This is a genomic window from Bradyrhizobium sp. TM102 (assembly GCF_009176685.1).
Lineage (GTDB): Bacteria > Pseudomonadota > Alphaproteobacteria > Rhizobiales > Xanthobacteraceae > Bradyrhizobium > Bradyrhizobium ottawaense.
Genome location: NZ_AP021855.1, coordinates 1,165,805 through 1,181,199, shown reverse-complemented (window position 1 = coordinate 1,181,199; position 15,395 = coordinate 1,165,805). Strand labels below are relative to the sequence as shown.

General features: G+C 64.8%; 15 protein-coding genes. 4 read left to right on the top strand and 11 right to left on the bottom strand.

The window, feature by feature from the left end; all coding sequences use genetic code 11:
• Nucleotides 1–7: 7 nt before the first annotated feature.
• The 4 genes from GDN70_RS05460 to GDN70_RS05445 form a co-directional block, all read right to left on the bottom strand.
• Entirely contained in the window at nt 8–913 is a 906-nt protein-coding gene (locus GDN70_RS05460; RefSeq protein ID WP_152102258.1) for a haloalkane dehalogenase, read from the bottom strand.
• Complete coding sequence (locus GDN70_RS05455) at nt 910–1,500, bottom strand: TetR/AcrR family transcriptional regulator (RefSeq protein ID WP_152102257.1); 591 nt, start codon at nt 1,498–1,500, stop codon at nt 910–912. Before GDN70_RS05455 ends, GDN70_RS05460 begins: the two co-directional genes overlap by 4 nt.
• A 97-nt stretch (nt 1,501–1,597) precedes the next feature.
• Nucleotides 1,598–1,894, bottom strand: coding sequence for a hypothetical protein (locus GDN70_RS05450; RefSeq protein WP_028139775.1), 297 nt, complete (start codon nt 1,892–1,894; stop codon nt 1,598–1,600).
• Between the two features lie 2 nt (nt 1,895–1,896).
• Nucleotides 1,897–3,291 carry an OmpA family protein gene (locus GDN70_RS05445; protein WP_028139774.1) on the bottom strand — a complete coding sequence of 465 codons (1,395 nt, stop codon included), beginning with the start codon at nt 3,289–3,291 and terminating at the stop codon, nt 1,897–1,899.
• A gap of 164 nt (nt 3,292–3,455) precedes the next feature.
• Between GDN70_RS05445 and GDN70_RS05440 the strand changes: the two genes are divergently transcribed.
• Both GDN70_RS05440 and GDN70_RS05435 read left to right on the top strand, forming a co-directional pair.
• Nucleotides 3,456–4,514, top strand: coding sequence for a polysaccharide deacetylase family protein (locus tag GDN70_RS05440; RefSeq protein WP_152102256.1), 1,059 nt, complete (start codon nt 3,456–3,458; stop codon nt 4,512–4,514).
• 287 nt (nt 4,515–4,801) lie between these two features.
• The gene (locus GDN70_RS05435; RefSeq protein ID WP_038946902.1) at nt 4,802–5,602 is read left to right on the top strand and encodes an SDR family oxidoreductase; all 801 of its coding nucleotides are present in this window, start codon (nt 4,802–4,804) and stop codon (nt 5,600–5,602) included.
• A 274-nt stretch (nt 5,603–5,876) separates the two neighbouring features.
• On the opposite strand, the gene boxB is transcribed toward GDN70_RS05435, so the two are convergent.
• From boxB to GDN70_RS05410, 5 genes are all read right to left on the bottom strand, one after another.
• Nucleotides 5,877–7,313, bottom strand: a complete 1,437-nt coding sequence (gene boxB / locus GDN70_RS05430; RefSeq protein ID WP_028139771.1) for a benzoyl-CoA 2,3-epoxidase subunit BoxB — start codon at nt 7,311–7,313, stop codon at nt 5,877–5,879.
• Nucleotides 7,314–7,466: 153 nt separating this feature from the next.
• Nucleotides 7,467–9,155, bottom strand: coding sequence for a 2,3-epoxybenzoyl-CoA dihydrolase (gene boxC / locus GDN70_RS05425; RefSeq protein WP_152102255.1), 1,689 nt, complete (start codon nt 9,153–9,155; stop codon nt 7,467–7,469).
• Nucleotides 9,156–9,253: 98 nt separating this feature from the next.
• Entirely contained in the window at nt 9,254–9,790 is a 537-nt protein-coding gene (locus tag GDN70_RS05420; RefSeq protein ID WP_038970774.1) for a DUF309 domain-containing protein, read from the bottom strand.
• An 18-nt stretch (nt 9,791–9,808) separates the two neighbouring features.
• Entirely contained in the window at nt 9,809–10,627 is an 819-nt protein-coding gene (locus tag GDN70_RS05415) for an alpha/beta fold hydrolase (protein WP_028139768.1), read from the bottom strand.
• A gap of 114 nt (nt 10,628–10,741) precedes the next feature.
• Nucleotides 10,742–12,283, bottom strand: a complete 1,542-nt coding sequence (locus tag GDN70_RS05410; RefSeq protein WP_152102254.1) for a benzoate-CoA ligase family protein — start codon at nt 12,281–12,283, stop codon at nt 10,742–10,744.
• 137 nt (nt 12,284–12,420) lie between these two features.
• On the opposite strand from GDN70_RS05410, the gene GDN70_RS05405 reads away from it, so the two are divergent.
• Nucleotides 12,421–13,329, top strand: coding sequence for a helix-turn-helix transcriptional regulator (locus GDN70_RS05405; protein ID WP_028139766.1), 909 nt, complete (start codon nt 12,421–12,423; stop codon nt 13,327–13,329).
• 247 nt (nt 13,330–13,576) lie between these two features.
• Nucleotides 13,577–13,969 (top strand): group II truncated hemoglobin, encoded by a 393-nt coding sequence (locus GDN70_RS05400; protein ID WP_038970769.1) that lies wholly within the window; start codon nt 13,577–13,579, stop codon nt 13,967–13,969.
• A gap of 54 nt (nt 13,970–14,023) precedes the next feature.
• Here GDN70_RS05400 and GDN70_RS05395 read toward each other — a convergent pair whose 3' ends face one another.
• Both GDN70_RS05395 and GDN70_RS05390 read right to left on the bottom strand, forming a co-directional pair.
• Nucleotides 14,024–14,356, bottom strand: a complete 333-nt coding sequence (locus tag GDN70_RS05395; RefSeq protein ID WP_028139764.1) for a PRC-barrel domain-containing protein — start codon at nt 14,354–14,356, stop codon at nt 14,024–14,026.
• 167 nt (nt 14,357–14,523) lie between these two features.
• Nucleotides 14,524–15,309 carry an IclR family transcriptional regulator C-terminal domain-containing protein gene (locus GDN70_RS05390; RefSeq protein ID WP_038970768.1) on the bottom strand — a complete coding sequence of 262 codons (786 nt, stop codon included), beginning with the start codon at nt 15,307–15,309 and terminating at the stop codon, nt 14,524–14,526.
• Between the last annotated feature and the right edge of the window lie 86 nt (nt 15,310–15,395).

The window sequence follows — 15,395 nt, the reverse complement described above, 5'->3', positions numbered from 1 at the left end:
TCCTCCTTCAGGCCGCAAGCTGGGGACGCACCGCTTCAATGCCGGCGATCCAGCCGGCAACGGAACGACCGATCGCGTCGGGGTGGTCTTCCTGGAGATAGTGCAGGCCGGGCCCGAGGCGGACAAGCGCGCAGTGCTTCAGCGAGGCAGCGAACGTCTCGGCAAATTCGGGGGCGACGATGGCGCCCGGCTCGCCTGCGAACAGCAGCTTCGGATATGCGGACGCCTTGAGCGACGCATGAGCCGATCGAAGCGCTTCATAGACGTCGGCGGGCTCGCCGGCGATTGGCAATTCCCGAGGCAAGGCAAGCACGGGACGGCGGCTGTCCGGGGTCGGAAAGGGCGCGCGATAAGGCGCCATCTCGTCGTCGCTCAAGGTGCGCATGATACCGCCCGGCAGCACGCGTTCGACGAAGGCGTTCGCCTCCAGGATCATGGCCTCTCCGTCGCCTTGCGTCCTGAACTTGCGGAAAGTCTGGCGCGCAGTTTCGGCCTGGTGGAAATCCTCCCAGGTCGGCATCGGCCGGATGAACTCCATGAAGGCGAGGCCGCGCACGAAGGCCGGCCGGCGCGCCGCGAGATGAAATGCGAGCGCCGTGCCCCAATCCTGCGCAACGAGATAGGCTGAGCTGATGCCGAGTTCCTCGATCAGCGCGTCGAGATAGCGGACGTGGTCGAAGAAGCGGTAGGCGATGTCGGGCTTGCCGGACCGGCCGAAGCCGATGAGATCGGGCGCGATGCAGCGCGCCACAGGCGCCACCAGCGGCAGGATGTTTCGCCAGATATGCGACGACGTCGGATTACCGTGAAGGAAGAGCGCGACCGGCGCATCCTGCGCACCTGTGTCGCGATACGCCATCGTGCTTCCCAGCACGGAAGCGCTTCGGATCTGGATCTCGGCTTGCTGGCTCATGTCGGCTCCTTGAAGACGGTCTTGAATGCGATGGACTTGAAACGCTCGAGCGGCTTGGACGTGCGGTCGACCTTCATGCGCAGGATCGCGCCCTGCCAGGACGCGAGCAGAAAGTCGGCAAGCTCCTCCGGCTCGAATTCGGAATCGATCTCGCCGCTTCTCTGCGCCTCGCTGATGCAGGCAGCGAAGGGCATGCGCCATTCGGCAAAGATTTCGGCAAGGCGGGTGCGCAGCATCTCGCTGCTGCCGGCCGCTTCCAGGCTGAGATCGCCGATCAGGCAGCCGCGTCCGTAGCCGTCGGCTTCGAGCCGTCCGGTGATGATGTCGAGATAGCGTTTGAGCCGCGCCCGCGGGGTCAGCGAGGCGTCTTCAAGAGCCTCCGCGACCAATCCCTTCGTGATCTCGAAATAGCGATCGAGCACCTCGGAGGCGAACGCTTCCTTGGAGCGAAAATGATTGGTGAAGGACCCCTGCGGGGCGCCTGCCGCAGTGGTGACATCGCGCACGCTGGTGCCGTGATAGCCGGTCCGGAACATGACCTTGAGACCGGCGTCGAGGATGGCGTCTTTGAGTGAGGGTTTGGGCATGGAGGAATAATACGTACGTACGTATTAATGTCAAGCGCAGCGTTTGACGTCTCTCTCGACGACGTGTCCGAACAGAAAGGGGGCTGGCGGCGGAGCTTCAGCCGGTCCGCATGCTGCGCGAGACCACGCGGTCGCGCAGCCAGGCGCCGATGGTGCAGCCGACCAGATAGCAGGCGAACATGATCAGGCCGAGGTCGAGCCAGTAGCCGAAGCGGCCGGGGACGACGCGTGCGAACGAGGCCGCGACCAGGGCGGCAGCAAGCGCGGCGAGCCAGCGCGCCGTCACCTTCGAGGTGCCGTTGCCGCGCTGGACCACCGAGATCCACCCCATGCAAAAGCCCAGCAGCAGCGAGCCGATCAGCCAGCCCAGATGGAACGAGACGAGATAGGGCATCGTCACCTCACCAGGAATTCGATACGGCGGTTCTGCGCCTTGCCTTCGTCGGTGTCGTTGCCGGCGAGCGGCTGCGTGCTGCCATGGCCGACCGCGGTGAAGCGGCTGGCGGGCAGGCCGGCCTTGACCAGATAGTCGATCACCGCCTGTGCGCGCTTCTCGGAGAGAGCGCGGTTGAAGCCGTCCTCGCCGTCGGCATCGGTATGCCCGGCGACCTCGACATTGGTGGTCGGGCAGCGCAGCGCCGTCTCGATCAGATGATCGAGGATGGCGGCGGAATCCGGATCGATGTCGGCCCGCTTTGCTGCGAAGCGGATCTTGCCCTTGGCCAGGAGCTCGGAGAACAATTGCTGGCACACGGTGCCGTCGACCGGGCCTGCCGCCGGCTTCACGGTGATCTCCGGCTTGTACTGCCAGTTTTTCGGGAAGTCCTTGCCGAGACCTGCGCGGATGTCGTTGGCCGCGCCCTCGTAGAGCGCATCGCCCGACAGCTTCACCTCGCGGTCGGAGACGACGAGCGTGCCGGTCGACAGTCGCGACAGTGCGCCGAGCGCTGCGATCACCGCGGTGTTGAAGGAGCCGGGCGCGCCGATGCTGGCCTTGAGATTGTCGACGACCTTTTCGGTGAAGAATTTTCGCGCGGCGCTGGTGGCGATCGCCGCGTGGATGGTGTTGTCGGGAACATAGCCGGTCAGCGTCACGGTCGCGGCGACCGGATCCTTGTAGGCCTGGAAGATATAGGGCGGCGCCTTGACGTCGTTGGCGGCAATCGAAAAGCCCTCGGGCAGGTTCTTCAGCGCGGCCACGATCGCCTCGCGGCCACCGAGATCGCGCGCCATGCCCGACAGATTGACCTTGGTGTCCGTGATCGTGATCTTGCCGTCCTTCAGCTTGCCGATCTGGTCCAGCAACAGCGTCGCTGCGGCCTCGAACCGCGGCGGCGCACCGCGCGCCAGCCCCATCTGGTCGGCCACTTCGACGCCGCCGACCTCCTTGCGGGCCGCCTCGGTCAGCCGGCCCTTCATCGACGGCAAGGGCGCGGAGCCTGACAGCGTCACCCGCACCACGTCGCGCTCGGCGTTCCAGACGAAGGGCTTGGCCTCGGGAACAAGGCGGGTCCGGTCGTCGACCAGGCGGACGCCGGGGACGGTCTCGACCGCCATCACGGCATCCCGCCGCCCCTCCTCGGAGAAGGCGTCCGCGGCCAGGCTGACATCGCGGCCATCGACCGCGATCCGGGTCTTGTCCAGAACGGTATCTTTCAGCGCAGCCGAGCTGCGCGCCGACAGGTCGGCTTCGACCGGTAAGGTATTATTCCAGGCCGCAAAACCCCACATGACGGCCAAGGGGATCAGCCCCGGCCACCATTTGCTGGCCCACGTAAAAAGCTTCTTCATTCGACGACCCGAACTCTGGAACCGGAGACAAAACAAACCCTTGGCAGGCTGTCAAACCGGAAATGGTGCCCTTGCGAAGGCCCCACCTGGACAATCGGAATAACTTTTTCTTCAAGGGTTCTTCCGTAAGTTGAAAGCGGAATGCCAGAGTCCGCCAGCGGGTCATGAAACAACTGCGTAACAACGTCATCCGCGCCGGGCTGGGAGCACTCTATTTCAGCGGGGCGCACCACCTGCTGCGCCCGCTTTTGTCGGGCGTCGGCGCCATTTTCATGCTGCACCACGTGCGACCGGCCCGCGAGGCCGCGTTCCAGCCGAACCGGCATCTCGAAGTCACCCCCGAATTCCTGCGCGCGACGCTGTGCCATCTGCGCTCGCGCGACATCGACATCGTCAGCATGGACGAGCTGCATGAGCGGCTGGTGCAGGGCCGGTTCGACCGCCGCTTCGCCGCCTTCACCCTCGATGACGGCTATCGCGATAATCTGGACTATGCGCTGCCCGTGCTGCGCGAATTTGACGCGCCTCTGGCGGTCTATGTCGCGAGCGATTTTGCCGAGGGCACTGGACGGCTGTGGTGGGCGGCGCTGGAGGCCGTGATCGCCAAGACCGAGCAGGTCGACGTCAGAGTAGGCAATTCCGCGCTGCGGCTCGATGCGACGACCCCCGCGGCCAAGCAGGCAACGTTCGACCGCCTGCACGACTGGCTGCGCGCACTACCGGGCGAGCACGATCTGGCGCGAGAGATCGAGGCGCTCTGCACGACATACGACGTCGACATGGAAGCGCTGTGCCGCAGCCTCTGCCTGTCCTGGGCCGAGGTGAAGAGCTTTGCCGCCGATCCGCTGGTCACGATCGGCGCGCATAGCGTCAGCCATTGCAACCTCGCCAAGCTGGCCGAAGACGTCGCCGCGCAGGAGATCGCCACGAGCCGCGCACGGATCGAGCAGGCGCTGCAGCGGCCCGTGCTGCATCTCGCCTATCCCTATGGCGACCGCGAGGCCGCAGGGATGCGCGAATTCGGCCTTGCTGCAACGGCGGGTTTCAAGACCGCGGTAACGACGCGGCCCGGCATGCTGTTCGCCGACAATGCCGCCCACATGACGGCGCTGCCGCGCGTCTCGCTCAACGGCAACTACCAGGACGCGCGAATCCTGCCGGTGCTGACCTCTGGCGCCGCGACCGCGATGTGGAACGGTTTCCGCCGGATCGCGGCGGCGTAGCCGCTGCAATCTCCGCTGTCGTCCCGGACAAGCGCGCCCAAAGCGCGCGCCGATCCGGGACCCATACCGCATGATCCATCGATTGCGGTTGGTAGACGTACCGAACAACCAATCTTCGCCAAACATCTCCCTGTGGTTATGGATCCCGGATCTGCGCTTACGCTTGTCCGGGACGACACCGAGTAGGTTGGACCGCCGTCGCGCCACACTCCCATCTCCTCCACGCGCGGCCTTCCTTGACTCCCCTTCCCTCCCCGCCCAAAACATTGCCAACCCAGGGAGGCATCATGTTCAACGATCTGTTCTCGCTCAAAGGCCGCGTCGCGCTGGTGACCGGCGGCTCGCGCGGCATCGGCAAGATGATCGCGGCGGGATATCTCAGCGCCGGCGCTGCGAAGGTCTACATCACCGCGCGCAAGGCGGGGCCGTGTGAGGCCACCGCCAAGGAGCTCACCGCGCAATATGACGGCGAGTGCATCGCGCTACCGATCGACATCTCGACTGTCGAAGGCTGCGACAGGCTCGCCGGCGAAATCATCAAGCTGGAGCCGAAGCTCGACATCCTCGTCAACAATGCGGGTGCTGCCTGGGGCGCGGAGTTTGACGAATTCCCCGAAAGCGGCTGGGACAAGGTGATGGACCTCAACGTCAAGTCGCTGTTCTTCCTGACCAAGGCGCTGGCCAAGCCACTGCGCGCGGCTGCAAGTCCGGAACGTCCGGCCAAGGTGATCAACATCGCCTCTGTCGACGGCATCTTCGTCAATCCGAGCGAGACCTATTCCTACGCCGCCAGCAAGGCCGCCGTGATCCACCTGACCCGGCGCATGGCGACGAAATTGATCAAGGACAACATCAACGTCACCGCGATCGCGCCGGGCGCGTTCAAATCCGACATGAACCGGGCCGCGCGCGACCATTCGGAAGAAGTCGCAAAGCGCATTCCGGCGCGTCGGATCGGGACCGACGAGGACATGGCGGGGCTGGCGATCTATCTCGCCTCGCGCGCGGGTGACTACGTGGTCGGTAACACCATCGCCGTCGATGGCGGCGTGGTGTATGCGAATGCCGGGCTGGAGATCGCGGGGTAGCAGAACCGGGGGGACTAAGCGAGCGATTGCGCTAGCTGATAGATGCGACGCCCTCACCCCATATTTAGTGTCGTCCCGGACAAGCGAGCAAAGCGAGAGCAGATCCGGGATCCATAACCACAGGGAGGAGTTTGGCGAAGACTCGTGGTTGCCTGCTCGCGCTACGACCTCTCCCTGTGGTTATGGGTCCCTGACCTGCACAAACGCCCGGCAACGCTATGCGTTGCCGGGCGTTTGTGCAGGTCAGGGACGACAGTTGAGGATGAGGCCGCGCCTACGACTCGATCTTCACGTATTCGAAATCGCCGGGCTTGTTGTCGATGCCGACCTTCGGCGGCGAAATCCACGAGGCGAACTTGCCGCTCTCGGTGACGGGCTGCATCAGGGAGGTGATGAAGTCGCCGTCGGCCGTCGAGGGCAGCCACTCGTCCTTGCGCTTGGCCCAGGTGGCGTCGTCGATCAACAGACCGTCGGGCGTCGCTCGCACGTCCTTGAACTCGCCGATGTGGCGGTGGAAGGCGACGTTGGGCAAGGTCAGCTTGAAGTCGTAGCCCGCGGTCGAGATCACCTTGTTCCAGCGCAGCATGCCCTTGACGCAATCCTGGCTGTAATCGTCGCGCAGGCGCATGTTGAGCGCGGTCAGCGCCGGCTCGTCGACCAGCTTGATCTCGCCGTTGATGAACTTCAGCACGGGATAGGTGGCGTTCTTGAGCTGGTGATCGTCCTCGATCTGGGTCTCGTGATAGCGGCCCTTGATGCCGGCGTTGAAGGCGTTGGCTGCGTTGGTCGAGACCTCCGAGCCAAACAGATCGAGCGACAGCGTATAGTGCAGGTTCAGCTTCTTCTGGATGGTCGGAAGATCGATCACCCCGAGCGCGCGGACTTTCGCGATGTCGGTGGGATCGGTGACGCCGGCCTCGCGCATCGCATCGCAGGTGCGCTGCACGACGCGGGTGATGCCGGTCTCGCCGACGAACATGTGGTGCGCTTCTTCCGTGAGCATGAAGCGGCAGGTGCGCGACAGCGGATCGAAGCCGGACTGCGCGAGCGAGTGCAGCTGCATCTTGCCGTCGCGGTCGGTGAAATAGGTGAACATGAAGAAGGACAGCCAGTCCGGCGTCGCCTCGTTGAAGGCGCCCAGCATGCGCGGGGCATCAGCATCGCCGGAGCGGCGGCGCAGCAAATCATCTGCTTCCTCACGGCCGTCGCGGCCGAAATATTTCTGCAGCAGATAGACCATCGCCCAGAGGTGGCGGCCTTCCTCGACATTGACCTGGAACAGGTTGCGCATGTCGTAGAGCGAGGGCGCGGTCTTGCCGAGATGACGCTGCTGCTCGACCGAGGCCGGCTCGGTGTCGCCCTGGATCACGATCAGACGGCGCAGCATGGCGCGATGCTCGCCCGGGACTTCCTGCCAGGCCGGCTCGCCGTAGTGCTCGCCGAACGGCACGACGCGATTTTCCTCCTGCGGCGCGAGGAGAATGCCCCAGCGATAGTCGGGCATGCGGACATAGTCGAACTTGGCCCAGCCGCGCGGATCGACCGAATAGGCGGTGCGCAAATACACCAGCGACTCCTGGAAACCTTCCGGCCCCATGTCGCTCCACCAGTCCATGTAGCCGGGATGCCAGCCCTCGAGCGCTTTGAGCACTTGGCGATCTTCGGCGAGATTGACGTTGTTCGGAATCTTGGTCGAGTAGTCGACGTTCATGATGTTCATGGCCGTGCTCCTTGTTTCTTGTCCCGGACGCTGCGCAACGCGAAGCGGTGCGCTGCTGAGCCGGGACCCATTGTCTCGTCCGTCTGGGTCCCGGTTCTGCGCAGCGTCACTTCGTGCCGCAGCGCGCCCGGGACACGAAAGTCGTTACACCCGCGTCATATCGAATTTCGGCTTCTGCCCGCTGCCGTAGCGGCGCAGCGCGCCTTCCTCGCCGACGGCGTTCGGGCGCTGGAAGATCCAGTTCTGCCACGCGGTCAGGCGCGAGAAGATTTTCGATTCCATCGTCTCCGGGCCGACGAAGCGCAGGCTGGCTTCCATGCCGGTGAGGCTGTCCGGCGAGAAGCTGGCGCGCTCCTCCAGGAACACGCGGACCTCGTCGTCCCAGTCGATGTCGTCGAGCGCGAAGGTGACGAGGCCGAGCTCCTCGGCCTGCTCGGCATCGAGCGCGGTGCCCATCGTGGCTTCGGCGCGCTCCACATCCGACGGATCAGCCTGGAAGCGCGACTCCAGCCGCGTCAGGCCGTGGCTCATCGGATACGGACCGAAATTCATGGCGGAGAGCTCGATCGACGGCGGCGGACGGTTGTCGCCCTGGCGCGTGCCGATCAGCATGTAGGAGCGGTCGGCGGCGAAGACGAGTTCGGCCAAGGTGCCGGCAAAGCAGGAGCCGGGCTCGACCAGCGTCACCAGCGTGCGCGAGGTGACGTCGATGCGCTTGAGCACGCGCTTCCAGTAATGGCGGATTTCGTTGACCAGCCAGTGCGCCTTGTTGGCTTCGAGGAACGCGTCGTGCGCGAGCACATGAGCGCGGTCGCCATGGCTCTTGAACACCAGCATGGCGATCTCGAGCTCGTTGATGCGCAAGTGCAGGATGGCGTCGTCGAGCTCACGCGCGACCTGGAGCGGCCAGAACGACGCGCCTTGCGCCATCATGCCGTCGATGTCGGCGGGTGCTGCGGCCTCCGGCGCCTTGATGGAGATGGTGGCGATGCGGGCCGTGCGGTCGATATCGACGGTGACGAAGCCGTAGCGGATGCTGGTCGCGTCGATGACGCGCTTGAGCTGTGTCAGCGCGATGCCCTTGCCGCTGCCCTTGCGCTTCGAGGCCGCAGCGAACTCCTTGGCACGCTCGGCGATCTTGCCTTCGAGCTTCGAGTTCGGCGCGATCTCGTCGACGAGGCGCCATTGCACGGCGCGCTTGCCCTTCACGCCCTCCTCGATGGTGCAGAAAAAGTCAGCATGGTCGCGGCGCACCTTGCGCTTGTCGACCACGCGGGTGAGGCCACCGGTGCCCGGCAGCACCGCGAGCAGCGGCACTTCGGGCAGCGCCACCGAGGAAGCGCCATCGTCGGCGAGGATGATATGGTCGGTCGCAAGCGCCAGCTCATAACCGCCGCCGGCGGCCGAGCCGTTCACCACGGTGATGAAGCGCTGGCCGGAATTCTCGGACGAATCCTCCATGCCGTTGCGGGTCTCGTTGGTGAACTTGCAGAAGTTCACCTTGTGGGCATGGGTGGAGCCCGCGAGCATGCGGATGTTGGCGCCGGCGCAGAACACCCGGTTCTTGGCCGAGCGCATCACCACGACCTTCACCTCGGGGTGCTCGAAGCGCAGGCGCTGGACCGCATCCGCCAGCTCGATGTCGACGCCGAGATCGTAGGAGTTGAGCTTGAGCAGATAGCCCTCGAACAGGCCGCCATTCTCGTCAACGTCCATGGTCAGCGTCGCGACGTCACCCTCGACCGCGAGCTTCCAGTGCCGGTAGCGGGACGGTTCGGTCTGGAAATCGATGAATGTCGCGCCGCCTGCGAGGCGCCGATCTTCCCCGGCCATGGGCCACCCTTGAGCTCGTTTTGGTTTACCGTTAGATGCACAATAGTGCATCTTTTTGGGTGCGTCTAGCCCTTAACCGCCAGCGCATGCACTTTGTTTCATGCAGCCGGCCAGGACCGCACAATCGCGCCAAGCGCGATCCAGTCGGCCTTCGCGAGCTGCGGACGGCCGATCTTGGCCCGGAGCAGCGCCACCAGGGCCGCGACCGGAAAGCTCTCGACGAAACCGTCGCCGCCGCTGGCGACCTTGCGCGCGCTCAACGCGCGCAGCTCGGTCAGTGCGTCGCCGAACAGGCGCGCGGCCGAATGCGCCTTCTGCATGCGCAAACGCAGATTGGCATTGGCGATGTGGATGCAGGCGCGCAGCAGGATGCGTTCGCGGCCGCTTTGCGGAGCTGCGGCCCACACCGTCTCCAGCACCTCCTGCGCTTCCCAGAAATAACCGTGGTCGTTGAGCGCGAGCCCGTAGCGCAGCGCCGGATGGCGGGCCGGCACGTGGCCGCGAAAGGCCGAGGGCACCAGCGCCTTGGCCAAGCGAAGCGTTTCGTCATCGGCCTCGACGGCGCCGGTCTCGCCCGGCACATAGGCCCATTGCGGCCAGGGCAATTGGCCGGTCACATGTGAAGGCACATTCATGGGTGTGCCTCCGCATAATCATGCGGCGCGTACCCCGAGTCCCTGATCGTCGCGCAGGGCCGCTTTTGCAAATTGCTCAATCGCGTCAAGCGTCGCCCCCGGCGCTTCACGATGCGGGGAATGGCCCGCGTCTGAAATGACTTTAAAATCTATCGGACAGTAACACTCTTCCTGCGCAATTTCGACCTGACGCAATGTCCCATATTGGTCGCCAGCACCTTGCAGGACCATGATGGGTACGCGGATATAGGCCAGGTATTCCGAGATGTCCCAGTCGCGGAATTTCGGATCGAGCCAGGCGCCGTTCCAGCCGTAGAAGGCGTTGTCGACGTCCTTGTGCCAGCGCGCCAGCTTGGCCTTCAGGTCCGTGGTCTCGAAGCTGGTCTTGATCGCGGCAATCGATTCCACCGAGATGTCCTCGACGATGAAATGCGGCGCGATCAGCACGAGGCCGCTCAGGCGGTGGTCCTGATGCGCGCCGGCATAGATCGTTGCGATCGAGGCGCCGTCGGAATGGCCGAGCAGCAGGCCGCGCTTGAAGCCGATCGCATCGAGCAACTTCGGCAGCACGTCCAGCGCCTCGCGCTGCATGTAGTCCAGCGGCCGCGGCAATTTCACCGGGCTCGACTGGCCGTAGCCGGCGCGCGAATAGGCGAAGATGCCGGCACCGGTGGCTTGCTGCAGCTTCTCGGGAAAATCGCCCCAGAGCCCGACCGAGCCGAGCCCTTCGTGCAGCATGACGATGGTCGGCGCGTCCGCGGCCTCAGGCGCGAGCCATTTGTATTCGAGGCTGGCGCCGTCGACGCTGAGGAAGCCGGTGGGGGTGAGGTTGGTCATTTCGCGCTCTTCTCTCTCCGTCGTCATGCCCGGGCTTGACCCGGGCATCCACGTCTTTCCTCGTACGCGGCGACGCGTGGATGGCCGGGACAAGCCCGGCCATGACGGCTGTGGCTAATTCGCCCCATCCCGCAACTTGAACCGCTGGATCTTTCCCGTCGCCGTCTTCGGCAAGGACTCCACCACGTCGATCCAGCGCGGATACTTCCACGGGCCGATCTTCTGCTTGACGTGCTCCTTCAGCATTTCCTGAAGATCGCTCGTCGTCGCGCCAGGCCGCAGCACGACGAAGGCTTTTGGCTTCAACAGCCCTTCCGGATCGGCCTCGGGCACGACGGCGGCCTCCAGCACGGCGGGATGCGTGATCAGCGCGCTCTCGACCTCGAACGGCGAGACCCAGATGCCGGAGACCTTGAACATGTCGTCGGCGCGGCCACAGAAGGTGTAGCGGCCGTCAGCGTCGCGGACATATTTGTCGCCGGTGCGGGTCCACGGTCCCTCAAAAGTGCGGCGGCTCTTGTGGCGCTGGTTCCAGTAGCCTTCGCCGGCGGAGGGTGCGTCGACCAGGAGCTCACCGACCTCGCCGTCGGCAACATCTTGCCCGGCCTCATTGACGAGCCGCACCGCATAGCCCGGCACCGGCTTGCCGGAGGAGCCGTATTTGATATCGCCGGGCGCGTTCGACAGGAAGATGTGCAAGAGCTCGGTCGAGCCGACACCGTCGAGGATGTCGACGCCGAAGCGCGCCTTCCAGCTGGTGCCAACGGATTCCGGCAGCGCCTCGCCGGCCGAGGTGCAGACGCGCAAGGCGCCGCCGCCACGCTCGGCCTTCATGGTCTCGTCGTTGAGCATCGCCGCGAACAAGGTCGGCACGCCGTAGAAGATCGACGGCTTGTAGCGGTTCATCAGGTCGAACATGCGCGCCGGCGTCGGCCGTTCGCTGTTGAGGATCACGCTGGCGCCGACCGACATCGGGAAGGTCAGCGCATTGCCGAGCCCGTAGGCGAAAAACAGCTTGGCAGCGGAGAGGCACACATCGCTCTCGCGGATGCCCAGCACCTGCTTTGCGTAGGTGTCGGCGGTCGCCTGCAAATTGGAATGGATATGGCGCACGCCCTTGGGCATGCCGGTCGAGCCGGACGAATAGAGCCAGAACGCCGGCTCATCCGGATGCGTCGCGGCGGTGGTGAACTGATCACTCTCGCTCGCGAGCTCATCGGCGAGCTGCTTGTGGCCGTTCTGCTTGGCGCCGGACACAACGACATGCTCGAGATCGGGCATGCGGCCGACGACGTCCTTGATGACAGGGTAGAGCGCCTCGGAGACGAACAGCACGCGCGCACGGCAGTCGGCGAGGATGTAGGCGTACTGGTCAGCGGTCAGCAGCGTGTTGAGCGGCACCGGCACGATGCCGGCGCGGATCGCGCCCAGGAACACCACCGGGAAATCGACGGTGTCCAGCATGATCATCGCGACGCGCTCCTCGCGGCGGACGCCGAGCCGGCGCAGCATGTTGGCGGCGCGTCGGCTCTCGCGCTGAAGCTCGCCATAGGTGAGCCGCGAGACGGTGTCGTCGAAGGCCAGCTTGTTGCCCCGGCCCTCCTCGACGTTGCGGTCGAGCAGCCAGGTCACCGCGTTATAGGATCCCTCGCTCACGGACTTCTCCCCCGAATTTAGAATTATAATTCATAGAAAGACACCGCGGCGGCTTGCTGTCAATGCTAGCAGGCATTATGTTTCATTAAAATGCGCCGCAGGACACCCTTCAAAGAGACATCCCTTAAAGAAGGCTCATGACCGACAGTCCCGACGCAGAATCCCGATTTCTCGAACAGCTCGGCCAGCGCGTGCGCACCATGCGCGCGCTGCGCGGCATGTCGCGCAAGGTGCTCGCCAAGGTATCAGGAATCTCGGAGCGCTACATCGCGCAGCTCGAAAGCGGCAAGGGCAATGTCTCCATCGTGCTCTTGCGCCGTGTCTCCGACGCGATGGGCGCGCATCTCGAAGATCTGCTTCCCTCCGCCGATCCGACACCGGACTGGCAGATGTTTCGCGACCTGCTGCGCAAGGCCACGCCTGCCCAGATCGCGCAGGCAAAAGATCTGCTCGCCGGCGGCAGCGCCTCGGCGCCGCGGCGCGCGCCGTTCTGCGGCATCGCGCTGATCGGCCTGCGCGGCGCCGGCAAGTCGACGCTCGGTCGGATGCTGGCGAAGAAGGTCGGCTGGAGTTTTGTCGAGCTCAACAAGGAGGTCGAGCAGCAGAACGGGCTCTCGGTCGCCGAGATCATCGCGCTGTACGGCCAGGAAGGCTTTCGCCGCATGGAGCAGGCGGCGCTTCAGCAGCTGCTCGCGCGCAACGAGCTGATGGTGCTGGCGACCGGCGGCGGCATCGTCTCCGAGCCTTTGACCTTCGACCAGATCCTGACCTCGTTCTACACGATCTGGCTGAAGGCCGAGCCCGAGGAGCACATGGCCCGCGTCCGTCGCCAGGGCGACCTACGCCCGATGGCCGACGACCGCTCCGCGATGGCGGAGCTGCGCAACATCCTGCTCAGCCGCGAGCCGCTGTATTCGCGCGCGACGGCGGTGGTGGACACGGCAGGTCTCAGCGTGGACGCGGCCGCCGCACGGCTGATCGATGCGGTGCGGCCCGTGCTGCAGAACGAAGCCCGCAGCTTCGGCCTGCGCAGCGTGGCGCTGTAGGTAATTGACCAGCCTCGGCCGTCGTCCCGGACGAGCGAAGCGAAGATCCGTGACCCATACCGCGCGATCTATCAGTTGCGATCGGTAGAAGTACCGAACAGCGAGCCTTCGCCAAACTCCTCCCTGTGGTTATGGGTCCCGGATCTGCGCGCGCTTGAGGCGCGCTTGTCCGGGACGACAGCGGGGATTTTGCACGACCTCCGGCAACACTATATCAAAGCGTCACAGCGAGTTTTTTGGACAGATCATGCACTCCACCGACGTCACCACCATGTTCGAGCGGATCGGCGGCAGTGCCACGATCGACGCCCTTGTCGACCGCTTCTACGACCGCATGGACACGCTGCCGGAGGCGCAGATCATCCGCGCGATGCATGCGGACGACCTCGGCCTGATCAGGGACGTGCTGAAGCGCTATCTCACCGAGTGGACCGGCGGCCCGCGGCTTTACTCCGTCGAGAAGGGCCATCCGCGGCTGCGCCAGCGGCACATCGGCTTTGCCATCGGCGATGCCGAGCGCAATGCATGGATGGTCTGCATGCGCGGCGCGCTGGAAGAGACGGTCGTCGACACGATCGCGCGGCAGGACCTCGACCGCGCATTGTCCGGTCTCGCCGACTGGATGCGCAACCGGCAATGATCCGGTCAGCGTGACGTTCCCGGCGTTTGACCGGCCCGCGAGACTTCGACGCGGCTAGATCGACCAGTAGTTCGGATGCTGGTAGGGCCGCGAGCGGTCGCCCCAGTCGAACTCATCGCCATCGACTTCGCAGGGACCGCTGCTCAATTGCTCCGGCGTCAGTTCGACCTGGAAGGCCTGACGGCCCGGATCATATTTCAACGCGCTCCACTGCACGGGATAATGGTGATGTGTCCCGAGCAACCTGCCGGTCTTGATCACGGCGTAAGCGACCGTTCCACTGACCTTGTCGAGCATCAATCGTTCGATCGTGCCGAGCTTCGTGCCGTCGCCACCATAGACGGCGACGTGCTCGACGCGATCACTGGGAACCATGGTGTGTTGCATGGCGTGCTCCCTCGTCTTGTGTGGCGCGCATTATAGCACAGACGGCGGAATGTAGGGTGGGTTAGCGTCAGCGTGACCCACCTCTTTAGGTCTCGGGGCGCGAGAAGTGGTGGGTTACGCCAAGCGACTGCGCTTCGCGCAGCCGCCAAGGCTAACCCACCCTACGCTTACAGCAGCTGCGAACGCACCGACTCCGCGCCCTCCTGCAACAGCGGCAGGAAACGGCCGATCAATTCCTGCGCCGGCACGCGATCGACATGGGCGCCCATGTTGATGGCGGCGACGATCACGTCGTCGTAGCGGCGCACCGGAACCGAGATCGAGCGGAAATGCGGCTCGGCCTCGCGGTCGACCAGTGAATAGCCCTGCGCGCGGTCGGCGACGATGCGCGCGAGCAGCGCCTTGGGATCGGTCACCGTCTGCGGCGTCAGCGCCTCGCGCGTCATCGCCTTCAGGCGTGCGGCAAGGTCGGCATCGTCGAGCTGGCCGAGCATGGCGCGACCAACCGAGGTGCAGAACGCCGGCAGGCGATAGCCGATCTCCAATCCGCCCGAGAACATCCGCGCCGGACTGCTGCGTGCGACGAACACGACGTTGTCGCCATCAAGCACCGCGAGCGACGATATTTCGTTTGCCGCCGTCGCGACCCGATCGAGTACCGGTTGCAGCACCGTGACGAGCTGGTTGGATCGCAGGTAGGACGCAGCAAGCGTCAGCACATGCGGCGTCAGCGAAAATAGTTTTCCATCGCCGCTGACAAAACCGCCGCGCTGGAGCGTGAACAGCATACGCCGCGCGGTGGCGCGCGGCAGGTCCGCGGCGCGGGCGAGATCGCTCAGCGTCATCGGGCCGGCCGTCGTGCCGAAGCATTGCAGCAGGCGCAGGCCGCGATCGAGCGCTTCGACGAAATCCGTCGCGCGCTCGTCGGTCTCGCTCCGCTTCAGTTTGGGCATGGTGACGGGACAATCCTGCAAAATAGTGCTTGCTGCTGCTCCAAGGCATGTCATAATTCGCCCATTCGTTCAATAGGCGAACAAAC